Raw genomic sequence first — 22,002 nt, 5'->3', positions numbered from 1 at the left:
CCCAAGCACCGGCACAATGAGACCCATGCCGATACCCACCCGTCCCGCCCTGGTCGACCATCTCGTCCGCACCCGCATCGCGGGTGACGTCGCCACGCCCCGCGAGAACAACCTCAGCCACTACAGGAAGCTCGCGAACGGCGACCGTCACTACTGGCTCGGTCTGGAGCTCGGCGACCGCTGGACGGACGAGCAGGACGTCCTCGCGGTGATGGCCGAGCGGTGCGGCGTCATCGACGACCCCCAGTACCGGTACGGCCAGGACACCATCGACCCGGAGCTGACGGTCGACGCCCTGGAGCGGATGGCCGCGCGGCTGCGCAAGGCGGCCGCCGGCAAGGAGCGGGTGCTGTTCGCCACCGGCCACCCCGGCGGCCTGCTCGACGTGCACCGCGCGACCGCCGCGGCGCTGCGCGCGGCGGGCTGCGAGATCGTGGTGATCCCCGAGGGCCTCACGGCCGACGAGGGCATGGTCTTCCAGTTCGCCGACGTGGCGATGCTGGAGCGCGGCGCCACCCTGTGGCACACCCACTCCCCCGAGCCGATGAACGCGATCCTGGACGGCCTGGAGCGCGAGGGCAGGCCGCAGCCCGACCTCGTCGTCGCCGACCACGGCTGGGCGGGCCGGGCGGGCCAGCGCGGCCTGGACTCCGTGGGGTACGCGGACTGCAACGACCCGGCGCTGTTCATCGGCGAGTCCGAGGGCACCCTCCAGGTGACGGTCCCGCTCGACGACCACGTCACGAGCCCGCGCCACTACGACCCGATGACGGCCTACCTGCTGGACGCGGCGGGGCTCACGTCCGCCTCCTGAGCGGGCCCCGGCGTCGGGTCCAGGTACACGCGCCGGATCGCCGGGAACCGTTCCTGGAGGCGCCGCGCCATCCGGTCGCAGGCTCGCTCGATGTCCCCGGCCGACGCCATGTCCTGGAAGTCGACGTTCGCGGCGACCAGCGCCTCCTTGGGCCCCTGGAGCAGCGTGGTCAGCTCCAGGACGTCGACGACGTGCGGGTCGGCGAGCAGTTCCGCGCGGACCGCGGCCCGCATCTCCGGGGGCAGCGGGCGCCCGATCAGGAGCTCGGAGTTGGCGTGGCCGAGCACCCACGCCACGTAGACGAGCAGGACGCCGATGCAGAGCGAGGCGACGCCGTCCCACGCGCCGGAGCCGGTGAGCTGCCCGCCGAGCAGTCCGGCCGCGGCGAGCACGAGGCCCACGAGCGCCGCCGAGTCCTCCATGACGACGGCCTTGACCGCGGTGTCGGGGGTGTGGCGGAGATAGCGCTTGATGTGCACCCCGAAGCGGTCGGCCTCGCCGCGCGCCTGCTTGAGACCGGTGCGCAGCGAGTACCCCTCCAGGAGGAAGGCGACGGCGAGCACGATGTACGAGACGAGCGGGTCGCCGGGGTCCTCTCCGTGCGTGAGGGTGTGGATGCCGTCGTAGACGGCGAAGACACCGCCGCCGACGAAGGTGGCGACGGAGGCGAGCAGCGCCCAGATGTAACGGGCGCCCCCGTAGCCGAGCGGGTGTTCCTCGTCGGCGGGCCTGTCACTGGCCTTCAGGGAGACGAGCAGCATCAGCTCGGTGACGGTGTCGGCCACGGAGTGCGCCGCTTCGGAGAGCATCGCGCTGGACCCGCTGATGACGCCCGCGACGGCCTTGGCCAGCGCGATCCCGAGGTTGGCGACGGCGGCGACGACGACCGTGAAGGTGCTCTCGCCGCTCGCCTCTGACGGTTGCTCGCTCATGTATCGGACGGTATGTCCGATCAGCGGGCGACGCGAACCCCGGGGCTCACCGCGGTACCCGGATCAGCCCCTCCTGGATGACGGTGACCGCGAGCCTGCCGTCCTGCGTCCAGATCCGCGCCTGGCCGATGCCCCGCCCGCCGGACGAGGTCGGCGACTCCTGGTCGTACAGCAGCCATTCGTCCGCGCGGAAGGGCCGGTGGAACCACATGGCGTGGTCGAGCGAGGCGCCGACGACGTCGCCGACGGCCCAGCCGCCCCGGCCGTGCGCGAGCAGCACGGAGTCCAGGAGCGTCATGTCGGAGACATAGGTGGCGAGGCAGACGTGCAGCAGCGGGTCGGCCGCGTAGTCCGCCAGCTTGCCGTTGGCGCGGAACCACACCTGGGAGCGCGGTTCGCGCGGCTCTCCGACGGTGCCCCAGGGCGGCGCGTCGGCGTAGCGCAGGTCGACGGCGGCGCGGGTCTCCAGGAGCCGGTCGGCGACCTCGCGCGGCAGGTGGCGCGGGAGCATCTCGGCGGCGGTGGGCAGCGTCTCCGGGTCCTGCGCGGGCGGCATCGGGGCCTGGTGCTCCAACCCCTCCTCGTACGTCTGGAAGGACGCGGAGAGGTGGAAGATCGGCTGCCCGTGCTGGACGGCGACGACGCGGCGCGTGGTGAAGGAGCGGCCGTCGCGGATCCGGTCGACCGTATACACGATGGGCGCGCCCGGGTCTCCGGGGCGCAGGAAGTACGCGTGCAGGGAGTGGGCATTGGGGCCTCCCCTGCTCGAGCGAAGCCGAGAGCTTGGGGAACTGTCGTCCGGGACGGTGCGTCCGGCGGCGACGAGGGCCTGCGCGGCGACCTGGCCGCCGAAGACGCGGGGCACGAGCGCCGAGCGGCTCACGCCCCGGAAGATGTCCTCCTCGATCTGCTCCAGGTCGAGCAGATCGAGGAGGGCGTCAAGTGCCTGGTTCATGAAGCTGGTTCTACAGGGCGTCTCTACCGGCCTGCCTCTCCCGGGTGATCCCTACAGACCCATGTTCTTCGCGATGATCATCTTCATGACCTCGCTGGTGCCGCCGTAGATGCGGTTGACGCGGTTGTCCGCGTACAGGCGGGCGATGGGGTACTCGTTCATGAAGCCGTACCCGCCGTGCAGCTGCAGGCACTTGTCGATGACGCGGTGCGCGACCTCGGTGTTGAACAGCTTCGCGGAGGCGGCCTCGGCGGCCGTCAGCTCGCCGGCGTCCAGCGCCTCCAGGGCGCGGTCGGCGACGGCCTCGGCGGCGTCCACCTCGGCCTGGCAGGCGGCCAGTTCGAACTTGGTGTTCTGGAAGGAGGCGACCGTCTTGCCGAACACCGTGCGGTCCTGCACGTACTCCTTGGCGAACCGGACGGCGGCCTTGGCCTGCGCGTACGCGCCGTAGGCGATGCCCCAGCGCTCGGAGGGGAGGTTGCTGCCGAGGTAGGAGAAGCCCTTGTTCTCCTCGCCGAGGAGGTCCTCGACGGGCACCTTCACGTCGACGAAGGCGAGCTCGGCGGTGTCGGAGGTCTTCAGGCCGAGCTTGTCGAGCTTGCGGCCGATGGAGTAGCCCTCGGACTTGGTGTCGACGGCGAAGAGGGAGATGCCGTGCCGGCGGTCCTCGGCGGTGGGCGCGGAGGTGCGGGCGCAGACGATCACGCGGTCGGCGTGCACGCCGCCGGTGATGAAGGTCTTGGAGCCGTTGAGGACGTAGTGGCTGCCGTCCGCGGAGAGCTTGGCGGTGCTCTTCATGCCCGCGAGGTCGGAGCCGGTGCCCGGCTCGGTCATCGCGAGGGCCCACATCTCCTCGGCGGAGACGAACTTCTCCAGGTAGCGCTTCTTCTGCTCGTCGGTGGCGAGCGCCTTGATGTACGGCAGGGCGAGCAGCACGTGCACCCCGGAGCCGCCGAAGGTGACGCCCGCGCGGGCGGTCTCCTCGTACTGGATGGCCTCGAACTTGTGCGTGTCCAGGCCCGCGCCGCCGAACTCCTCGGGGACGTTGATGCCGAAGAGGCCCAGCTCGGCGAGCTTGTAGTAGAACTCGCGCGGCACCTGACCGGCGGCGAACCACTCGTCGTGGACGGGGACGACCTCGGCCTCGATGAAGGCGCGCAGGGTCTCCCGGAACGCCTCGTGGTCCTCATTGAAAACGGTTCGGCGCACGGGAAGCTCCCTCTACACGACGTCGACTAAGCGCTTGCTCAGACAACGTTACCCGTCGGTCACCGGGCCGTCCAGAGAAACCTCCTGTCGCCCCCGTCACCCGACCGCCGCCGCGAACGCCCCGCGCGCGAGGCGGTGCAGCAGGTCCGCCATGGCCGCCCGGCTCGGCAGGGCGTCCCGCCGGCTCAGGTGCGGGGTGGAGTTCAGCAGCCCGAAGACCGCGTGCACGGCCACCCGCGCCGCGTTCTCGGCGAGGTCCGGGTAGACCTTGCGCACGACGTCGACCCAGATCTCCACGTACTGCCGCTGGAGCTGGCGGACCAGCTTGCGGTCGCTGTCCCGCAGGCGGTCCAGCTCGCGGTCGTGCAGGGTGATCAGGGAGCGGTCGTCGAGCGCGAAGTCGATGTGGCCCTGGATCAGCGCGTCGAGCACCTGCCCCGGCGGGCCGCCCACATCCGCAGCGCACCGCTTGCCGCCGGTCAGGAGCTGCCCGCTGATGCCGACGAGCAGCTCGGCGAGCATCGCGTCCTTGCCCGCGAAGTGGCGGTAGAGGCCGGGGCCGCTGATGCCGACGGCGGCTCCTATCTCGTCCACTCCGACTCCGTGGAAGCCGCGCTCGGCGAAGAGCCGGGCGGCTTCCTTGAGGATCTGCTCGCGACGGGTGGGGGCGTCGGTTCTCGTGGCCATGGAATTGATTCTAGACAGGCCGGTTAGCGATCGTTAACCTAAGGGAAACCGTTAACGGTCATTAACCGAGCAAGGGGGCTCGACTGATGCGGCAGGCACCAGTGCTGGCGAGCGCGGCTGACCCCGCGTCCGAGGCGTGGCGGGCGAACGAGGCGGCGCACACCGCCCTCGCCGAGGAGTTGCGGGCCAAGCTCGCGGCGGCCGGGCTCGGCGGCGGGGAGCGGGCGCGGGCCCGTCATGTGGCGCGCGGCAAGCTGCTGCCCCGCGACCGGGTCGACGCGCTCCTGGACCCCGGCTCCCCCTTCCTGGAGCTGGCCCCCCTCGCGGCCGACGGGCTGTACGGCGGGGACGCCCCGGCGGCCGGCGTCATCGCCGGCATCGGCCGGGTATCGGGCCGCGAGTGCGTGATCGTCGCCAATGACGCCACGGTCAAGGGCGGCACGTACTACCCCATGACCGTGAAGAAGCACCTGCGCGCGCAGGAGGTGGCCCTGGAGAACCACCTCCCGTGCCTCTACCTGGTCGACTCGGGCGGCGCCTTCCTGCCGATGCAGGACGACGTCTTCCCCGACCGCGAGCACTTCGGGCGGATCTTCTACAACCAGGCCCGGATGTCGGGGGCCGGCATCCCGCAGATCGCCGCGGTCCTCGGCTCCTGCACGGCCGGCGGCGCGTATGTGCCCGCGATGAGCGACGAGGCGGTGATCGTCCGCAATCAGGGCACGATCTTCCTCGGCGGCCCGCCCCTGGTGAAGGCCGCGACCGGCGAGGTCGTCACGGCCGAGGAGCTCGGCGGCGGCGAGGTCCACTCGCGGACCTCCGGCGTCACCGACCACCTCGCCGAGGACGACGCCCACGCCCTGCGCATCGTGCGCACGATCGTCGCGACGCTCCCCGAGCGCCGCGAGGCGCCGTGGTCCGTGCAGCCCGTGGACGAGCCGAAGGTCGACCCCCTGGGGTTGTACGGAGCGGTCCCCACGGACTCCCGCACCCCCTACGACGTGCGCGAGGTCATCGCGCGCGTGGTGGACGGCTCCCGCTTCCAGGAGTTCAAGGCGGAGTACGGCACGACCCTGGTGACCGGCTTCGCCCACATCCACGGCCACCCGGTCGGCATCGTCGCCAACAACGGCATCCTGTTCTCCGAGTCCGCCCAGAAGGGCGCGCACTTCATCGAGCTGTGCGACCAGCGCGGCATCCCCCTGGTCTTCCTGCAGAACATCTCCGGCTTCATGGTCGGCCGGGACTACGAGGCGGGCGGCATCGCCAAGCACGGCGCGAAGATGGTGACGGCGGTGGCCTGCACCCGCGTGCCGAAGCTGACGGTCGTCGTCGGCGGTTCGTACGGCGCGGGCAACTACTCGATGTGCGGCCGCGCCTACAGCCCCCGCTTCCTGTGGATGTGGCCCAACGCCAAGATCTCCGTGATGGGCGGCGAGCAGGCCGCCTCGGTCCTCGCCACGGTCAAGCGCGACCAGCTGGAGGCCCGCGGCGAGGAGTGGTCCGCCGAGGACGAGGACACCTTCAAGGCCCCGATCCGCACGCAGTACGAGGAGCAGGGCAGCGCCTACTACGCCACGGCCCGGCTCTGGGACGACGGCGTCATCGACCCCCTGGACACCCGGCAGGTCCTCGGCCTCGCCCTGACCGCCTGCGCGGGCGCCCCGCTGGGCGAGCCCGGCTTCGGCGTCTTCCGGATGTGAGGGGCCGACGATGAGCGACTTCAAGGAACGGACCACCCCGGGGAGAGGGACCATGTTCGACACGGTGCTCGTCGCCAACCGCGGCGAGATCGCGGTGCGCGTCATCCGTACGCTGCGCGAGCTCGGCGTCCGCTCGGTCGCGGTCTTCAGCGACGCGGACGCCGACGCCCGGCACGTGCGCGAGGCCGACACGGCGGTGCGGATCGGTCCTGCGCCGGCCGCCGAGAGCTATCTGCGCGCGGACCGCCTCCTGGCGGCGGCGGCGAAGTCCGGCGCCCAGGCGGTCCACCCGGGCTACGGCTTCCTCGCGGAGAACGCCGAGTTCGCGCAGGCGTGCACGGATGCCGGGCTCACCTTCATCGGCCCGCCCGCCTGTGCCATCTCCCTCATGGGCGACAAGATCCGCGCCAAGGAGACGGTGCGGGCGGCCGGCGTGCCGGTCGTCCCCGGCTCATCCGGCAGCGGCCTCACCGACGCCCAACTGGCCGACGCCGCGCGCGAGATCGGCACCCCCGTGCTGCTCAAGCCGAGCGCGGGCGGCGGCGGCAAGGGCATGCGCCTGGTGCGCGACGAGGCGCTCCTCGCCGACGAGATCGCGGCGGCCCGGCGCGAGGCGCGCGCCTCCTTCGGCGACGACACGCTGCTCGTGGAGCGGTGGGTCGACCGCCCCCGCCACATCGAGATCCAGGTCCTCGCCGACGGCCACGGCAACGTGGTGCACCTCGGTGAGCGCGAGTGCTCGCTGCAGCGCCGCCACCAGAAGATCATCGAGGAGGCGCCCAGCGTCTTCCTCGACGAGGCCACGCGCGCGGCGATGGGCGAGGCGGCGGTCCAGGCGGCCCGCTCCTGCGGGTACGCGGGCGCGGGCACGGTGGAGTTCATCGTGCCGGGCAGCGACCCGTCCTCGTACTACTTCATGGAGATGAACACCCGCCTCCAGGTGGAGCATCCGGTCACCGAGCTGATCACCGGGCTCGACCTGGTGGAGTGGCAGCTGCGGGTCGCCGCCGGGGAGCGGCTCCCCTTCACCCAGGACGACATCACCCTCACCGGGCACGCGGTGGAGGCGCGCGTCTGCGCGGAGGACCCCTCCCGCGGCTTCCTGCCGTCCGGCGGCACCGTCCTCGCGCTGCACGAGCCGCAGGGTGACGGCGTGCGCACCGACTCCGGGCTGAGCGTGGGCACGGAGGTCGGCAGCCTCTACGACCCGATGCTGTCCAAGGTCATCGCGTACGGCCCGGACCGGGCGACGGCGCTGCGCAAGCTGCGCGCGGCCCTCGCCGACACGGTCACGCTCGGCGTGCCGACGAACGCCGGCTTCCTGCGCAGGCTCCTGGCCCACCCGGCGGTGGTGGCGGGCGAGTTGGACACAGGCCTTGTGGAGCGCGAGGCGGACGGCCTGGTCCCGGACGGCGTGCCCGAGGAGGTGTACGAGGCGGCGGCCGCGGTCCGCGCGGACGCGCTGCGGCCCACCGGCGAAGGCTGGACCAACCCCTTCTCGGTGCCCAACGGCTGGCGGCTCGGCGGCACACCGGCGCCGGTGACGCACTGGCTGCGCGTCGCCGGACAGGACCCGGTCGACCACCGCCCGCGCGGCACCGGCCACACCGTCACCCCCGACCACGTGCGCGTCACGGTCGACGGCACCCTGCACACCTTCCGCCGCGCGGGCGACTGGCTCGGTGCCGGGGGCGACGCCTGGCACGTCCAGGACCACGACCCGGTGGCGGCCTCCCTCACCGGCGCCGCGCACGCCGGGGCCGACGCCCTGACCGCCCCCATGCCCGGCACCGTCACCGTCGTGAAGGTCTCCCCCGGCGACCAGGTGGCCGCGGGCCAGAGCCTGCTGGTGGTCGAGGCGATGAAGATGGAGCACGTCATCTCCGCCCCGCACGCCGGCACCGTCACCGAGCTCGACGTCACCCCGGGCACGACCGTCGCCATGGACCAGGTCCTCGCCGTCGTCACCCCCGAGGAGGAGCAGGCATGACCAGCCCCACCCCGACACCGGAGGACGAGCCGCTGGAGCTGGCACAGGCGCCGCTCCCCATGGTCGTGCCCACCCGGGGCCTGCCCGCCCGCGTCCGCATCCACGAGGTCGGCGCCCGCGACGGCCTGCAGAACGAGAAGGCGGTCGTCCCCACCGAGATCAAGGCGGAGTTCGTCCACCGGCTGGCCGACGCGGGCCTGACGACCGTCGAGGCGACGAGTTTCGTGCACCCCAAGTGGGTGCCCCAACTGGCCGACGCCGAGCAGCTGTTCCCGCTCCTCGGTGACCTCGACGGCGTCGACCTGCCGGTCCTCGTGCCGAACGAACGCGGCCTGGACCGCGCCCTGGCGCTCGGCGCGCGCCGCGTCGCCGTCTTCGCCAGCGCCACCGACTCGTTCGCCCGGGCCAACCTCAACCGCACGGTGGACGAAGCGCTCGCCATGTTCGCCCCGGTGGTCGCCCGGGCCCGCGAGGAGGACGCGCACGTGCGCGGTTACCTCTCGATGTGCTTCGGCGACCCCTGGGAGGGCGCGGTGCCCATCTCCAAGGTCGTCCGCGTCTGCCGCGCCCTCATCGACATGGGCTGCGACGAGCTGAGCCTCGGCGACACCATCGGCGTGGCCACCCCGGGCCACGTCTCCGCCATGCTCGCCGCGCTCAACGCGGTGCAGGTGCCGACCGAGCGCATCGGCGTGCACTTCCACGACACGTACGGCCAGGCGCTCACCAACACCCTGGCCGCGCTGCAGCACGGCGTGAGCACGGTGGACGCGTCCGCGGGCGGCCTCGGCGGCTGCCCGTACGCGAAGAGCGCCACCGGCAACCTCGCCACCGAAGACCTCGTCTGGATGCTGCACGGCCTCGGCATCGAGACCGGGGTCGACCTGGTCCGTCTCAGCGCCACCAGCGCCTGGATGGCCGATCAGTTGGGCCGACCCAGCCCGTCCCGCACCGTCCGCGCCCTCACGGCCCGCTCGGACGACGAGCCGACCGCGTCGCGCGACGCCTCCCACCAGGAGCAGTGAAGACACGATGGACCATCGCCTGAGCCCCGAGCACGAGGAACTGCGCCGCACGGTGGAGGCGTTCGCCCACGACGTCGTCGCCCCCAAGATCGGCGACTTCTACGAGCGACACGAGTTCCCCTACGAGATCGTCCGCGAGATGGGCCGCATGGGCCTGTTCGGCCTGCCCTTCCCCGAGGAGCACGGCGGGATGGGCGGTGACTACTTCGCCCTCGGCATCGCCCTGGAGGAGCTCGCCCGCGTCGACTCGTCGGTGGCGATCACCCTGGAGGCGGGCGTCTCGCTGGGCGCCATGCCGCTGCACCTGTTCGGCACCGAGGAGCAGAAGCGCACCTGGCTGCCGAAGCTGTGCGCGGGCGAGATGCTCGGCGCGTTCGGCCTGACCGAGCCGGACGGCGGCTCGGACGCGGGCGGCACCCGTACGACGGCGGTGCGCGACGGCGACGAGTGGGTGATCAACGGCTCCAAGTGCTTCATCACCAACTCCGGTACGGACATCACGGGCCTGGTCACGGTCACCGCCGTCACCGGCCGCAAGGCGGACGGCCGGCCGCTGATCTCCTCGATCATCGTGCCGTCCGGGACGCCCGGCTTCACGGTGGCGGCGCCCTACTCGAAGGTGGGGTGGAACGCCTCGGACACCCGCGAGCTGTCCTTCGCCGACGTCCGGGTCCCCGCGGCGAACCTGCTGGGCGAGGAGGGCCGCGGGTACGCGCAGTTCCTGCGCATCCTCGACGAGGGCCGGGTCGCGATCTCCGCGCTGGCCACCGGTCTCGCCCAGGGCTGTGTGGACGAGTCGGTGAAGTACGCCAAGGAGCGGCACGCCTTCGGCAGGGCGATCGGCGCGAACCAGGCGATCCAGTTCAAGATCGCCGACATGGAGACCCGGGCGCACATGGCCCGGGTCGGCTGGCACGACGCGGCATCCCGCCTGGTCGCTGGCGAGCCCTTCAAGAAGCAGGCGGCCATCGCCAAGCTCTACTCCTCGACGGTCGCGGTGGACAACGCCCGGGATGCCACGCAGATCCACGGCGGATACGGCTTCATGAACGAGTACCCGGTGGCGCGCATGTGGCGGGACTCCAAGATCCTGGAGATCGGCGAGGGCACCAGCGAGGTGCAGCGCATGCTGATCGCCAGGGAGCTCGGCTTCGCGGGCTGAGGCGGGGCCCGCGCGCGGGCCGGGCCGGTGTGACGCGAGGGACGCCGGGGGACGCCGGGGGACGCCGGGGGACGCTGGACCAGAAGTTAGCTTAGGTTAGCCTAAGCTCTAGTTCCGGCCAGCGGCCCCCGCCGCCGTACGTCACGAAAGCAGAGACCCCCATGCCCCAGGCCCGCTTCCCCCAGCCGTCCCGTCGCGGCATCCTCGCCGCCGGCGGCGCCCTCGGCCTCACCGCCGCACTGGCGGCCTGCGGCACCGAGAAGAAGGACGGCTCCGGCACCGGGGGCGGCGGCAAGACCGGCCCCTGGAGCTTCAAGGACGACCGGGGCACGACCGCGAAGCGCGACGCGACGCCGAAGAACATCGTGGCGTTCACCGGTGTCGCCGCCGCCCTGTTCGACTACGGCATCGAGGTCAAGGGCGTGTTCGGCCCGACGAAGACGAAGGACGGCAAGCCCGACGTCCAGGCCGGGGACATGGACGTCAGCAAGCTGACGGTGATCGGCAACACCTGGGGCCAGTTCAACATCGAGAAGTACGCGGGCCTCGCCCCGGACGTGCTGATCTCGACCATGTTCGACGACAAGGGCACCCTCTGGTACGTGCCGGAGGAGAGCAAGGACAAGATCCTCAAGCTCGCCCCGAGCGTCGGCATCAGCGTCTACGACCGCCAGATCACCCACCCGCTGCAGCGCATCCAGGCACTCGCCGAGTCGCTCGGCGCGGACGTGAAGTCGGCGAAGGTCACCCGGGCGAAGAAGCGCTTCGAGGACGCCTCCGAGCGGCTGCGCAAGGTCGCCAAGGCGCACAAGGACATCAGGGTCCTCGTCGGCTCCGCGAGCCAGGACCTGTTCTACGTCTCCGGCTCGAACCTCTCCGTCGACCTGGAGTACTTCAAGGCGCTCGGCGTGAACCTGGTGGAGCCGCCGGAGGCGGCGAAGAAGGAGTCCGGCGGCTGGTTCGAGAACCTCAGCTGGGAGAACGTCGACCGGTACGACGCGGACGTCATCATGATGGACAACCGCACCTCCGCCCTGCAGCCGGCCGACCTCGACAAGACCAAGCCGACCTGGAAGAAGCTGCCCGCGGTCAAGGCCGGGCAGGTCATCCCCCGCGTCACCGAGCCCATCTTCTCGTACGACAAGTGCGCGCCGATCCTGGAGGACCTGGCCGACGCGATCGAGAAGGCCAAGAAGCTGAAGTAGGACCCACCCGCGCCCGGTTCCACCGACTGCCCCCTCCCCCTCGGGAGGGGGCAGTTCCGTTTTCCGGTCCCCGACCTCACGCGAGCGCTCGATTAGGTTAGGCTTACCTTAGTTACTACGTCCCCTCACCAGGAGGGCAGTTCATGCGCTCGCACCTGCTCAACGACACCACCGCGGAGCGGTACCGCGGCTCCGTGACCGAAGGGGTCGAGCGGGTGGCTGCCCGGCTCGCCACCGCCTCCCGGCCGTTCACCGGGATCACCGCCGACGCCCTCGCCCCCCGCGTCGGGGCCGTCGACCTGGACGAGCCGCTGCACGACACCCTCGCCGCGCTCGACGAACTCGAAGAGCTCTACCTGCGCGACGCCGTGCACCTCCACCACCCGCGCCACCTCGCGCACCTGCACTCCCCCGTCGTCATCCCCGCCCTGGTGGGCGAGGCCGTGCTCAGCGCCGTCAACTCCTCCCTCGACACCTGGGACCGGTCCGCGGGCGCCACCCTCATCGAGCGCCGCGTCGTCGACTGGACGGCGGCACGCATCGGCCTCGGCCGGGACGCCGACGGCGTGTTCACCGGCGGCGGCGCCGAATCCGACCTGCACGCCCTGCTGCTGGCCCGCGAGGCGGCCGGGGACCGGGACCCCGCCACCCTGCACGTCTTCACCTCGGAGGCGGCACGGCCCGGCATCCGCGCAGCGGCCCGGGTGCTCGGCCTCGGCGAGGACGCCGTCGTGAGCCTCCCCACCGACCGGAACAAGCGCCTGCAGACCGTGGCCCTCGCCCACGCCCTGGAGCGCTGCCGGCGCGAGGGCCTCTCCCCCATGGCTGTCGTCGCCACCGCGGGCACCGCCGACTTCGGCTCCATCGACCCGCTGCCCGAGATCGCCAAGCTGTGCGCGCGGTACGGCACCTGGCTGCACGTCGACGCCGCGTACGGCTGCGGGCTGCTCGCCTCGCGCAGGTACCGGCACCTCATCGACGGCATCGAGCACGCCGACTCCGTCACCGTGGACTTCCACAAGTCCTTCTTCCAGCCGGTGAGTTCGTCGGCGCTCCTGGTGCGCGACCGGGCGACGCTTTCCTGCGCGACGTACCGCACGACGTACCGCGAACGCGTCCCCGACCAGGCGGACAAGTCCCTGCGCACGACCCGGCGCTTCGACGCCCTGAAGCTGTGGGTGACGCTGCGCGTGATGGGCGCGGACGCCGTCGGCGACCTCTTCGACGAGGTGTGCGCGCTGGCCACCGAAGGCTGGCACCACCTCGTCGCCGACCCGCGGTTCGACGTCGTGGTCGAACCCCAGCTGTCCACGCTCGTCTTCCGCTGCGTCCCCGCCGCGATCTGTGCGCCCGCCACCATCGACCGCGCCAACCTGTACGCCCGCAAGGCGCTGTTCGCCGCCGGGGACGCGGTGGTGGCGGGGGCCAGGGTGGGCGACCGCCAGTACCTGAAGTTCACGCTGCTCAACCCGGAGACGACCCTCGCCGACATCACGGCCGTCCTCGACCTGATCGCCGGCCACGTCGAGCAGTACCTCGCGGAGAGGGGAGAGCACCTTGACCGCGCTTGCTGACCTCCGGAGGATCACCGGCCGCGGGCGAGCCGACTTCACGCTCCGGCGGCTCGATCCCCTGACCGACTCCGAGCTGGTGCACACCTGGGTGACGCACCCCGCATCGGAGCACTGGATGATGCGGGGCGCCACCCTGACGGACGTCGAGCGCACCTACATGGCGATCGCCGCCTCCGGGCACCACGAGGCGTTCCTCGGTCTGTACAAGGGCGTGCCGTCGTTCCTGGTGGAGCGGTACGACCCCGCGTACGCGGAGCTCGTCGGCCTCTACGAGCCGCGCCCCGGCGACATCGGCACGCGCCATCTGACCGCCCCGTCCGCCGTGCGCGTCCCCGGCTTCGCCCGTGGCGTGCTCACCGCGGTGCTGCGGGAGCTGTTCGACGACCCGGCGGCCGAGCGGGTGGTGATCGACCCCGACGTACGCGACACACGGGCCCACGCACTCAACGAGTCCGTCGGCTTCCGCGCCGAGATGGTCGTCCAGAAGCCGGAGAAGGAGGCTCTCCTGAGCTTCTGCACCCGGGAGCGGTTCCAAGCCGAGCGGGGCTACCGGGACGGTCCCCGGGAGCCCCGCTCCTGAACGTGCCCGATCCCCCCGCTACTTGGCGGGCCAGGGCACCTGCGGCGACTTGTAGTAGCCGATGCCGAGCGCGTCCCAGCGCGGGGCCTGCGCGGCGAGCCGCACCTTGTAGGTGTCCCAGTCGTGCGTGGCCGCGGGCGACCAGCCGAGCTCGGCGATGCCGGGCAGCCGCGGGAACGCCATGTAGTCCAGGTGCGCGGAGGTGGAGAGGGTCTCCGTCCACAGCGGCGCCTCGACACCGATGACCGAGTCCGCGGGGGCGCCCTGGAGGTAGGTGGCCGGGTCCCAGTCGTAGGAGCGCCGCACCTCCACGTAGCCCGCCCAGGACAGCCCGAGCGGGGTGTCCTTGGTGTACTTGTGGTCGATGTAGGCGCGGTCGGCCGGCGAGAGGACCAGCTTGGTGCCGTTCTTCGCGGCGTTCACGACCTGCTCGCGTTCGGCCGCGCCGGTCTGGTCGTAGCCCCAGTACTGCGCGACGGCCCCGGCCACCGGCTTGGCGCCGGTCAGCTGGTGCCAGCCGACCACCGTCTTGCCGTACTTGCCGACCACCGGCTGCACCTTGTCCATGAAGGCGACGAAGTCCTCGTGGCTGGTGGAGTGCGCCTCGTCACCGCCGATGTGGAGGTACTTGCCCGGCGTCATCGCGGCGAGCTCACGGATCACGTCGTCCACGAAGTCGTACGTCACGTCCTTCTTGACGCACAGCGAGCTGAAGCCGACCTCGGTGCCGGTGTAGAGCGGCGGGGCGACGCCGTCGCAGTTGAGTTCGGCGTACGAGGCGAGCGCGGCGTTGGTGTGCCCCGGCATGTCTATCTCCGGGACGACCTCCAGGTAGCGCGAGGCCGCGTAGTCGACGATCTCCTTGTACTGCGCCTTCGTGTAGAAGCCGCCCTGTCCGCCGCCGACCTGCGTGGAGCCGCCGTACGTGGTCAGCCGCGGCCAGGAGTCGATGGCGATGCGCCAGCCCTGGTCGTCGCTGAGGTGCAGATGCAGCTTGTTCATCTTGTAGAGCGCCGCCTGGTCGATGTAGCGCTTGACCTGGTCGACGGTGAAGAAGTGCCGGGAGACGTCGAGCATCGTGGAGCGGTAGCCGTAGCGCGGCGCGTCCTTGATGGTGCCGCCCGCGATCCGCCACGGCCCGCGCTGCCTGCTCCGCTGCTCGGCGGCGGCGGGCAGTTGCTGGCGCACCGTCTGCACGCCGTGGAAGAGTCCGGCGCCGGTACGGGAGGTGATGGTGAGGGAGCCGTGCGCGGAGACCACGCGGTACCCCTCGGCGCCGAGCGCCTTGTCCGCCGGCGCGGTGCTGATGCGCAGCCGGATGCCGTCGCCGCCCCGGTCGGCGGTGACCGGGAGGCGGTAGCCGGTGGAGGGCCGCAGCACCCCGGCGAGGTACTCGCCGACGCGCCGCTCCGCCGCGCTGCCCTTGCCGACCCGGATCCGGGTCTTGGCGGTGATCTCGTATCCGGCCCCGCCCGGCTCGGTCTTGAGCGGCGCGGGGACGACCTGGCCGAGCGGGGTGACGGGTGGCGCGGCCGGCGCCGGTGCGGGCGCGGCGGCGAACGAGGAGATTCCGGCTGCCGCGACCAGCAGCAGCGCGCCGAACAGTCGTGTCGATCTTCTCTGCGAGCTCACAAGCGGGTCCCTTCGACGGGCCTGCGCCGCGGTGGGGCACGTGTGCGGCGCGTCTGTGGTGGCGCGTGGCGCAACTGTGGTGCATCGCAATCGAACGGTCCCCATTGGTAACCCGGCCCCTACAAGGGGTCAAGGGGTGTAGACCATTTCTCCAAGGGGTCGGTGCGAGAATCCCCGCATGGCGGAAATCATCCAGCGCGACGGGACCTGGACCTTCGACGGCGAGACGCTGCGCCTGGTGCCGGGCCACGACAAGAACGTCACCCCGCTGCGCAGGGCGCTGGGCGAACTGGCCGTGCCGCTCGGCGCGTTGGCGGGCATTGCCTTCGAACAGGGCAAGAAGTCGGGCCGGTTGCGGCTGCGGCTGCGGGACGGCGCCGACCCGCTGCTCCTGGCGACGGGCGGGATGCTGTCGGGCTCGGCGGACCCGTACCAGCTGGGCGTGGAGCCGGGCCGGTACGGGGTGGCGGAGTATCTGGTCGACGAGGTCCGCACCGCCCATCTGCTCGCACAGGTGCCGGCCACGCCCTGTGACGGCTATCTGCTCGCGGGGCCTGCCGTGCCGCTCTCCGTCTCCGCGGGGGACGGCACCGCGAACTTCGACGGGGAGACCGTCCGCCTGGAGTGGAACTGGAAGACGGAGGAGGCGAAGTCGGCGGCCGGCGCGCGGTCGCTGGCGCTGGACGACATCGCCGCCGTGGAGTGGCAGCCCGCGGCCGGCCTGGAGAACGGCCACCTCCGGTTCACCGTGCGGAACGCGCCGACCAAGGCGCCGCCGAAGTACGACCCGAACGCCGTCGAGCTGTGGGGGTTCAAGAAGGACCCGCTGATGGCGCTGGTGGCCGCCGCGGTCCAGGCCCGCCTCCCGCACCCGGCGGCGCCGCCGGCCGCGCCGCCGACCGGGAAGTCGCTCGCTCCCCCGCGCGCAGCCGCACCGGCCGTCCCGGCCCCGGGGCCCGGCGCCGAGGATCATGACGCGCTGCTGCGGCGCCTGCGCGAGCTGGGCGACCTGCACCAGGCCGGGATCCTCACCGAGGAGGAGTTCACGACGGCCAAGCAGGCGGTACTGCGCCACATGTGAGGCGCCCGGCGCCCCCCTACTCCGTATCCCTCAGATCCGTACCGCCCGACCCGTTGCGACACGATCCTGCCCGATTCCGGGCAGGATTCTTGCGAAGCCGCATGCGATACCTCAGGATCAACGCATGCACGACGACCTGGTGGATCACCTCACGCGCAGCACCCCGCTCCAGCGGGGCGAAGCGCTGCGGGTCATCCAGGACGTGCTCGCCTACTTCGACGAGACGACCGAGCAGTTCGTCCGTCGCCGCCACCGCGAACTGCAGGGTCAGGGCCTGCTGAACGCGGCGATCTTCGAGAAGATCTCGGCGGATCTCGCATACCGCGCGGTCGCGCCGCCGGAGCTCACCCTCCGCCAGCTGCGCCGCATCGTCTACGGCTAGGAATCCCTTCATGTGCGGAATCGTCGGATACATCGGCAAGCGTGACGTCGCCCCGCTCCTCCTCGAAGGCCTGCAGCGCCTGGAGTACCGCGGCTACGACTCCGCGGGCATCGCCGTCACCGGCCCCAAGGCCGCCGGCCTGAAGACGGTGAAGGCCAAGGGCCGCGTCCGCGACCTGGAGGCCAAGGTCCCCGCCCGCTTCAAGGGCACGACCGGCATCGCCCACACCCGCTGGGCCACCCACGGCGCCCCCTCCGACGAGAACGCGCACCCGCACATGTCGGGTGACGACAAGGTCGCCGTCGTCCACAACGGCATCATCGACAACGCCTCCGAGCTGCGCGCCAAGCTCACCGCCGACGGCGTCGAGTTCCTCTCCGAGACCGACACCGAGGTCCTCACCCACCTCGTCGCCCGCTCCCAGGCCGACACCCTGGAGGAGAAGGTCCGCGAGGCGCTGCGCCACATCGAGGGCACGTACGGCATCGCCGTCCTGCACGCCGACTTCAACGACCGCATCGTCGTCGCCCGCAACGGCTCCCCCGTCGTCCTCGGCATCGGCGAGAAGGAGATGTTCGTCGCCTCGGACGTCGCCGCGCTCGTCTCCCACACCCGCCAGGTCGTCACCCTCGACGACGGCGAGATGGCCACCATCAAGGCCGACGACTACCGCACCTACACCACCGAGGGCTCGCGCACGACGGCCTCGCCGACCACCGTGGAGTGGGAGGCCGAGTCGTACGACATGGGCGGCCACGACACGTACATGCACAAGGAGATCTTCGAGCAGCCCGACGCGGTGGACCGCGTGCTGCGCGGCCGCATCGACGACCGCTTCTCCACCGTGCACCTCGGCGGCCTGAACCTCGACGCGCACGACGCCCGCAAGGTGCGCCGCGTCAAGATCCTCGGCTGCGGCACCTCGTACCACGCGGGCATGATCGGCGCCCAGATGATCGAGGAGCTGGCCCGCATCCCCGCCGACGCGGAGCCCGCGTCCGAGTTCCGCTACCGCAACCCGGTCGTGGACCCCGACACCCTCTACATCGCGGTCTCGCAGTCCGGCGAGACGTACGACGTGCTCGCCGCCGTCCAGGAGCTCAAGCGCAAGGGCGCCCGCGTCCTCGGCGTCGTGAACGTGGTCGGCTCGGCGATCGCCCGCGAGGCGGACGCGGGCGTGTACGTGCACGCGGGCCCGGAGGTCTGCGTCGTCTCCACCAAGTGCTTCACCAACACCACGGTCGCCTTCGGCCTGCTCGCGCTGCACCTGGGCCGCATCCGTGACCTGTCGGTCTCCGACGGCAAGCGGATCATCGAGGGCCTGCGCAAGCTGCCCGGCCAGATCTCGGAGATCCTCAAGCAGGAGGACGAGATCAAGAAGATCGCGAAGAGCTACGCGGAGGCCCGCTCCATGCTCTTCATCGGGCGCGTACGCGGCTACCCCGTCGCCCGCGAGGCCTCCCTCAAGCTCAAGGAGGTCTCGTACATCCACGCCGAGGCCTACCCCGCCTCCGAGCTGAAGCACGGCCCGCTCGCGCTCATCGAGCCGGCGCTGCCGACGGTCGCGATCGTCCCGGACGACGACCTCCTGGAGAAGAACCGCGCCGCCCTGGAGGAGATCAAGGCCCGCAGCGGCAAGATCCTCGCGGTCGCGCACCAGGAGCAGGAGAAGGCCGACCAGACGATCCTCGTGCCGAAGAACGAGAACGAGCTGGACCCGATCCTGATGGGCATCCCGCTCCAACTCCTCGCCTACCACACGGCGTTGGCGCTCGGCCGGGACATCGACAAGCCGCGCAACCTCGCCAAGTCCGTGACCGTCGAGTAGTCGAGCGGCGGACACCCGGCGGACACCCGCCTCGTGAAACGACCCCCTGCGCGTGCCACCAGCACACAGGGGGTCGTTTCCTCGAAGGGCCGGGGTCGCCCATTACCCCGACCCGCGCCCAGGTCCCTTTCGTACCCTTCACAAGGGCACAAAGCACCTCTACGCGCCAGTAGATTTATCTGTGTGCAACTCGCCGGAGGGGCAGGGGCGTTACGGGATGACGATGACAGGGCGCTGTGCGCGGCGCGCGAGCCGGCCCGCGACGGAGCCGAAGATGCGGCCGACGATGCCGTGCGTGGAGCCGACGACGATCGCGTCCGCGCTGTACTCGTGGCCCACCTCCTCCAGCTCGTGGCAGATGTCGCCGCCGCGCTCGACGAGGATCCACGGCACCTCGGAGAGATAGTCCGCGCAGGCCAGCTCCAGGCCGAGCACCTCGGTGCGGTGGTCCGGCACGTCGACGAAGACCGGGGGCTCGCACCCCGCCCACACGGTGGTGGGCAGCCGGTTGGCGACGTGGACGATGATCAGGCCCGAGCCGGAACGGTGGGCCATGCCGATGGCGTAGGCGAGGGCCCGCTCACTGGAGGTCGAGCCGTCGAAGCCGACGACGACACCGTGCCGGAAGGCGGGATCGCAGGAGTGACGTGGTTCTTCCGCCGCTTGGGGGGTCGCTGTCGGATCGGCGACCTGCCGCTTGCGGTCCGCAGGTTCGGAGAATTCGTGACCGGCCATCGGTGTCTCGGCGAAGGAGTCCTCTGTGGGAGGGTCGGCTTTGGGTGGTGCCAAGGTTCATGGACTGGTTCAGGTACTGGATCAGGGACCTGGGAGGTCGTCCGGGAATCATCTTCCCAAGCCCATACCCCCAAGGGTACGGCGACACTCCTCTCCTGCCCAGAGCCTGCGAAAAGCCCCGAACGGAGCCCCGCCGGGGCCTGCACAGGGCTCCCGGCGTTCACCGGAGCATGCACGAGCCTCGCCCGTATGGCAATGGTTGCTGCCTCCTACAGGCGGTTTGCCCACCCGTCCGGCGGCCACCCTGCGCCCTCCCCAGTGACCCGCCGCCGGACCGGGCGTTGAACCTCGGTACCTCACCGCCACAGGGAGCACGCCGTGCCTGGATCTTCGACCGCGCCCCCCTCCGCCCCCCGCTTCCCGGCTTCACCCGAGCAAGGCCCGCAGCACCGGCAGACCCCCGCGGCCCGGCAGTCCCGGCAGGGGCAGCACGGCCCGGCCCACGGCCACCGGCGCCCGTCCGAGGGGGCGCAGGAACACCGCCCCGGCGGGGCGCTCGCGCCGCGCACCCGGGACCGGCAGGACGCGTCGGCGCCGGATTCGGTGAGCGACGTGGTCCGCTGGGCCGCGTTCAGCTGTGTGCTGGTCCCCGTCGTCCTCGTGGGATACGGGACGTCACTGGCCGGCGCCGCCGGCTCGGCGCTCGGCCTGGTGGCCGTCACCGGCGTCTGCCGGGTGCTCCTTCGCCAGTCCGAACGGGGCGCCGCGCGACTGCTTGCAGAACAGAACAACGGGTACCGGGGACGGCACGGCAGGACGGCTGCGGGGGCGCACAGGGGCACTCGTCACAGTGCCGACAGCGCGCCGGTGGACTGACTGATTCACACAACACGCTCCCGTAGCTTTTCAGCCAACTTCCGGAGCTGACGGATCCCCTGGCCGAACGCCCCCTCAACCCCCGTCCGACCAGGGCTGAAAGGTGCACTCGGGCCGTCTGCACCCTACGGGGACCGGCCATGGCGGCAAGGCGCACTTCCCAGCGGGCCGCGCGAGTGCAACGCTTCGTGATCGAATGCTTCACGCCAAGTTGCCATGTCGACAATCTGCCGAGTGATGAACTGGTCACCCCGGCAGCACGGGACGCAGTAGATTCGATCTTGACTGTATTACGGCGGGGGACTGGTGGAGGACCGAGGGGAAACGTGCAGCAGCGACAAGCCAGGCAAGCACGTCAAGGACAGGGAGCCGCGACGCCCGAGGGGGGTTTAGCACCATGAGCCACGACTCCACTGCCGCGCCGGAGACCGCGGCTCGGAAACTCTCGGGGCGGCGCCGCCGGGAGATCGTAGCGGTGCTGCTCTTCAGCGGCGGTCCCATCTTCGAGAGTTCCATACCGCTCTCCGTGTTCGGCATCGACCGGCAGGACGCCGGCGTCCCCCGCTACCGGCTGCTCGTGTGCGCCGGTGAGGAGGGCCCGCTGCGGACCACCGGCGGGCTCGAACTGACCGCGCCGCACGGCCTGGAGGCGATCGGCCGGGCGGGCACGGTCGTCGTACCGGCCTGGCGGTCGATCACGTCACCGCCGCCGCCGGAGGCGCTCGACGCGCTGCGCCGCGCGCACGAGGAGGGCGCCCGCATCGTCGGGCTGTGCACCGGCGCGTTCGTACTCGCCGCGGCGGGCCTGCTCGACGGCCGCCCCGCGACCACCCACTGGATGTACGCGCCGACGCTCGCGAAGCGCTATCCGTCCGTCCACGTGGATCCGCGCGAGTTGTTCGTCGACGACGGGGACGTCCTGACGAGCGCGGGCACCGCGGCCGGAATTGATCTCTGTCTGCACATCGTGCGCACGGACCACGGCAACGAAGCGGCGGGCGCGCTCGCCCGCAGGCTCGTGGTGCCGCCGCGCCGGGCCGGCGGCCAGGAGCGCTATCTCGACAGGTCTTTACCCGAGGAGATCGGTGCCGACCCGCTCGCCGAGGTCGTCGCGTGGGCCCTGGAACACCTCCACGAGCAGTTCGACGTGGAGACCCTGGCCGCACGCGCGTACATGAGCAGGCGCACCTTCGACCGCAGGTTCCGTTCGCTGACCGGCAGCGCGCCGCTGCAGTGGCTGATCACCCAGCGGGTGCTCCAGGCGCAGCGGCTCCTGGAGACCTCCGACTACTCCGTCGACGAGGTCGCGGGCCGCTGCGGCTTCCGCTCGCCGGTGGCGCTGCGGGGTCACTTCCGGCGCCAGCTCGGCTCGTCCCCCGCCGCCTACCGGGCCGCCTACCGCGCCCGCAGGCCGCAGGGCGAACGGGTGCTCGAGTCGGTGCCGGCGACGGCGCAGTCCGTGCCGGCCCTGGTGGAGGCGGGCCCGGTGCCGAGCCAGACCCGGCGCACGGCGGCCGCCAGCGCGCTCGGTCCCTCGGCCTCGGTGCCCACCGATCCGGGCAAACCGAGCTCGGACGCGTACGCGCCAGGACGTGCTCCCCTGCCCGGCCAGAGGAGCGCGCCGTAGGGTAA

The 22,002-nt window shown here is 71.6% G+C and carries 19 protein-coding genes; 13 read left to right on the top strand and 6 right to left on the bottom strand.

Annotated elements, in window-relative coordinates; all coding sequences use genetic code 11:
• Positions 1-25 precede the first annotated feature (25 nt).
• Positions 26-814, top strand: coding sequence for a phosphatase (locus tag ACFYO9_RS33620; RefSeq protein WP_355819858.1), 789 nt, complete (start codon positions 26-28; stop codon positions 812-814).
• Here ACFYO9_RS33620 and ACFYO9_RS33615 read toward each other — a convergent pair.
• The 4 genes from ACFYO9_RS33615 to ACFYO9_RS33600 all read right to left on the bottom strand — a co-directional run bounded on the left by ACFYO9_RS33615 (position 775) and on the right by ACFYO9_RS33600 (position 4,597).
• Positions 775-1,746, bottom strand: coding sequence for a cation diffusion facilitator family transporter (locus ACFYO9_RS33615; protein ID WP_358778281.1), 972 nt, complete (start codon positions 1,744-1,746; stop codon positions 775-777). The two genes, ACFYO9_RS33620 and ACFYO9_RS33615, sit on opposite strands and share 40 nt — an antisense overlap.
• Positions 1,747-1,792: 46 nt before the next feature.
• Positions 1,793-2,701 carry an acyl-CoA thioesterase II gene (locus ACFYO9_RS33610; protein ID WP_358778282.1) on the bottom strand — a complete coding sequence of 303 codons (909 nt, stop codon included), beginning with the start codon at positions 2,699-2,701 and terminating at the stop codon, positions 1,793-1,795.
• Positions 2,702-2,752: 51 nt separating this feature from the next.
• Positions 2,753-3,910, bottom strand: a complete 1,158-nt coding sequence (locus tag ACFYO9_RS33605; protein WP_358778283.1) for an acyl-CoA dehydrogenase family protein — start codon at positions 3,908-3,910, stop codon at positions 2,753-2,755.
• Positions 3,911-4,006: 96 nt separating this feature from the next.
• The gene (locus ACFYO9_RS33600) at positions 4,007-4,597 is read right to left on the bottom strand and encodes a TetR/AcrR family transcriptional regulator (protein WP_355819851.1); all 591 of its coding nucleotides are present in this window, start codon (positions 4,595-4,597) and stop codon (positions 4,007-4,009) included.
• A gap of 86 nt (positions 4,598-4,683) precedes the next feature.
• Between ACFYO9_RS33600 and ACFYO9_RS33595 the strand changes: the two genes are divergently transcribed.
• From ACFYO9_RS33595 to ACFYO9_RS33565, 7 genes are all read left to right on the top strand, one after another.
• Positions 4,684-6,300, top strand: coding sequence for a carboxyl transferase domain-containing protein (locus ACFYO9_RS33595; RefSeq protein WP_358778284.1), 1,617 nt, complete (start codon positions 4,684-4,686; stop codon positions 6,298-6,300).
• Between the two features lie 52 nt (positions 6,301-6,352).
• Positions 6,353-8,290 carry an acetyl-CoA carboxylase biotin carboxylase subunit gene (locus ACFYO9_RS33590; protein ID WP_358778319.1) on the top strand — a complete coding sequence of 646 codons (1,938 nt, stop codon included), beginning with the start codon at positions 6,353-6,355 and terminating at the stop codon, positions 8,288-8,290.
• Entirely contained in the window at positions 8,287-9,315 is a 1,029-nt protein-coding gene (locus ACFYO9_RS33585; protein WP_388666815.1) for a hydroxymethylglutaryl-CoA lyase, read from the top strand. Before ACFYO9_RS33590 ends, ACFYO9_RS33585 begins: the two co-directional genes overlap by 4 nt.
• A gap of 7 nt (positions 9,316-9,322) precedes the next feature.
• Positions 9,323-10,477, top strand: a complete 1,155-nt coding sequence (locus ACFYO9_RS33580) for an acyl-CoA dehydrogenase family protein (RefSeq protein WP_358778285.1) — start codon at positions 9,323-9,325, stop codon at positions 10,475-10,477.
• A 161-nt stretch (positions 10,478-10,638) separates the two neighbouring features.
• Complete coding sequence (locus ACFYO9_RS33575; RefSeq protein ID WP_358778286.1) at positions 10,639-11,682, top strand: ABC transporter substrate-binding protein; 1,044 nt, start codon at positions 10,639-10,641, stop codon at positions 11,680-11,682.
• A gap of 143 nt (positions 11,683-11,825) precedes the next feature.
• The gene (locus ACFYO9_RS33570; RefSeq protein WP_358778287.1) at positions 11,826-13,256 is read left to right on the top strand and encodes an aspartate aminotransferase family protein; all 1,431 of its coding nucleotides are present in this window, start codon (positions 11,826-11,828) and stop codon (positions 13,254-13,256) included.
• Entirely contained in the window at positions 13,240-13,836 is a 597-nt protein-coding gene (locus tag ACFYO9_RS33565; RefSeq protein ID WP_355819842.1) for a GNAT family N-acetyltransferase, read from the top strand. The genes ACFYO9_RS33570 and ACFYO9_RS33565 overlap by 17 nt, the downstream gene beginning before the upstream one ends.
• Positions 13,837-13,854: 18 nt before the next feature.
• On the opposite strand, the gene ACFYO9_RS33560 is transcribed toward ACFYO9_RS33565, so the two are convergent.
• On the bottom strand, positions 13,855-15,468 hold the full coding sequence (locus tag ACFYO9_RS33560) for a beta-N-acetylhexosaminidase (RefSeq protein ID WP_358778288.1): 1,614 nt from the start codon (positions 15,466-15,468) through the stop codon (positions 13,855-13,857).
• Positions 15,469-15,646: 178 nt separating this feature from the next.
• On the opposite strand from ACFYO9_RS33560, the gene ACFYO9_RS33555 reads away from it, so the two are divergent.
• From ACFYO9_RS33555 to glmS, 3 genes are all read left to right on the top strand, one after another.
• A complete protein-coding gene (locus ACFYO9_RS33555; RefSeq protein ID WP_358778289.1) occupies positions 15,647-16,549 on the top strand; it encodes a DUF4429 domain-containing protein in 903 nt (300 codons plus the stop codon).
• A 124-nt stretch (positions 16,550-16,673) separates the two neighbouring features.
• Positions 16,674-16,931, top strand: a complete 258-nt coding sequence (locus ACFYO9_RS33550; protein ID WP_355819837.1) for a hypothetical protein — start codon at positions 16,674-16,676, stop codon at positions 16,929-16,931.
• 10 nt (positions 16,932-16,941) lie between these two features.
• Positions 16,942-18,759 carry a glutamine--fructose-6-phosphate transaminase (isomerizing) gene (gene glmS / locus ACFYO9_RS33545; RefSeq protein ID WP_355819835.1) on the top strand — a complete coding sequence of 606 codons (1,818 nt, stop codon included), beginning with the start codon at positions 16,942-16,944 and terminating at the stop codon, positions 18,757-18,759.
• A gap of 210 nt (positions 18,760-18,969) precedes the next feature.
• On the opposite strand, the gene ACFYO9_RS33540 is transcribed toward glmS, so the two are convergent.
• Entirely contained in the window at positions 18,970-19,494 is a 525-nt protein-coding gene (locus ACFYO9_RS33540) for a universal stress protein (RefSeq protein ID WP_355819833.1), read from the bottom strand.
• Between the two features lie 603 nt (positions 19,495-20,097).
• On the opposite strand from ACFYO9_RS33540, the gene ACFYO9_RS33535 reads away from it, so the two are divergent.
• Entirely contained in the window at positions 20,098-20,370 is a 273-nt protein-coding gene (locus ACFYO9_RS33535; protein ID WP_355819894.1) for a hypothetical protein, read from the top strand.
• Between the two features lie 397 nt (positions 20,371-20,767).
• The gene (locus ACFYO9_RS33530; protein ID WP_355819831.1) at positions 20,768-21,997 is read left to right on the top strand and encodes a helix-turn-helix domain-containing protein; all 1,230 of its coding nucleotides are present in this window, start codon (positions 20,768-20,770) and stop codon (positions 21,995-21,997) included.
• The last annotated feature ends 5 nt before the right edge of the window (positions 21,998-22,002 follow it).

Origin of the sequence: Streptomyces sp. NPDC005863 (assembly GCF_042871345.1) — a bacterium.
Lineage (GTDB): Bacteria > Actinomycetota > Actinomycetes > Streptomycetales > Streptomycetaceae > Streptomyces.
This window is presented reverse-complemented; position numbering and strand designations above follow the sequence as displayed.

Bases quoted from the DNA above. Each gene is read 5' to 3' on its own strand.
- ACFYO9_RS33620 (WP_355819858.1), top strand. From the start codon at position 26: ATGCCGATACCCACCCGTCCCGCCCTGGTCGACCATCTCGTCCGCACC.
- ACFYO9_RS33615 (WP_358778281.1), bottom strand. From the start codon at position 1,746: ATGAGCGAGCAACCGTCAGAGGCGAGCGGCGAGAGCACCTTCACGGTC.
- ACFYO9_RS33610 (WP_358778282.1), bottom strand. From the start codon at position 2,701: ATGAACCAGGCACTTGACGCCCTCCTCGATCTGCTCGACCTGGAGCAG.
- ACFYO9_RS33600 (WP_355819851.1), bottom strand. From the start codon at position 4,597: ATGGCCACGAGAACCGACGCCCCCACCCGTCGCGAGCAGATCCTCAAG.
- ACFYO9_RS33595 (WP_358778284.1), top strand. From the start codon at position 4,684: ATGCGGCAGGCACCAGTGCTGGCGAGCGCGGCTGACCCCGCGTCCGAG.
- ACFYO9_RS33590 (WP_358778319.1), top strand. From the start codon at position 6,353: ATGTTCGACACGGTGCTCGTCGCCAACCGCGGCGAGATCGCGGTGCGC.
- ACFYO9_RS33585 (WP_388666815.1), top strand. From the start codon at position 8,287: ATGACCAGCCCCACCCCGACACCGGAGGACGAGCCGCTGGAGCTGGCA.
- ACFYO9_RS33580 (WP_358778285.1), top strand. From the start codon at position 9,323: ATGGACCATCGCCTGAGCCCCGAGCACGAGGAACTGCGCCGCACGGTG.
- ACFYO9_RS33575 (WP_358778286.1), top strand. From the start codon at position 10,639: ATGCCCCAGGCCCGCTTCCCCCAGCCGTCCCGTCGCGGCATCCTCGCC.
- ACFYO9_RS33570 (WP_358778287.1), top strand. From the start codon at position 11,826: ATGCGCTCGCACCTGCTCAACGACACCACCGCGGAGCGGTACCGCGGC.
- ACFYO9_RS33555 (WP_358778289.1), top strand. From the start codon at position 15,647: ATGGCGGAAATCATCCAGCGCGACGGGACCTGGACCTTCGACGGCGAG.
- ACFYO9_RS33550 (WP_355819837.1), top strand. From the start codon at position 16,674: ATGCACGACGACCTGGTGGATCACCTCACGCGCAGCACCCCGCTCCAG.
- glmS (WP_355819835.1), top strand. From the start codon at position 16,942: ATGTGCGGAATCGTCGGATACATCGGCAAGCGTGACGTCGCCCCGCTC.
- ACFYO9_RS33540 (WP_355819833.1), bottom strand. From the start codon at position 19,494: ATGGCCGGTCACGAATTCTCCGAACCTGCGGACCGCAAGCGGCAGGTC.
- ACFYO9_RS33530 (WP_355819831.1), top strand. From the start codon at position 20,768: ATGAGCCACGACTCCACTGCCGCGCCGGAGACCGCGGCTCGGAAACTC.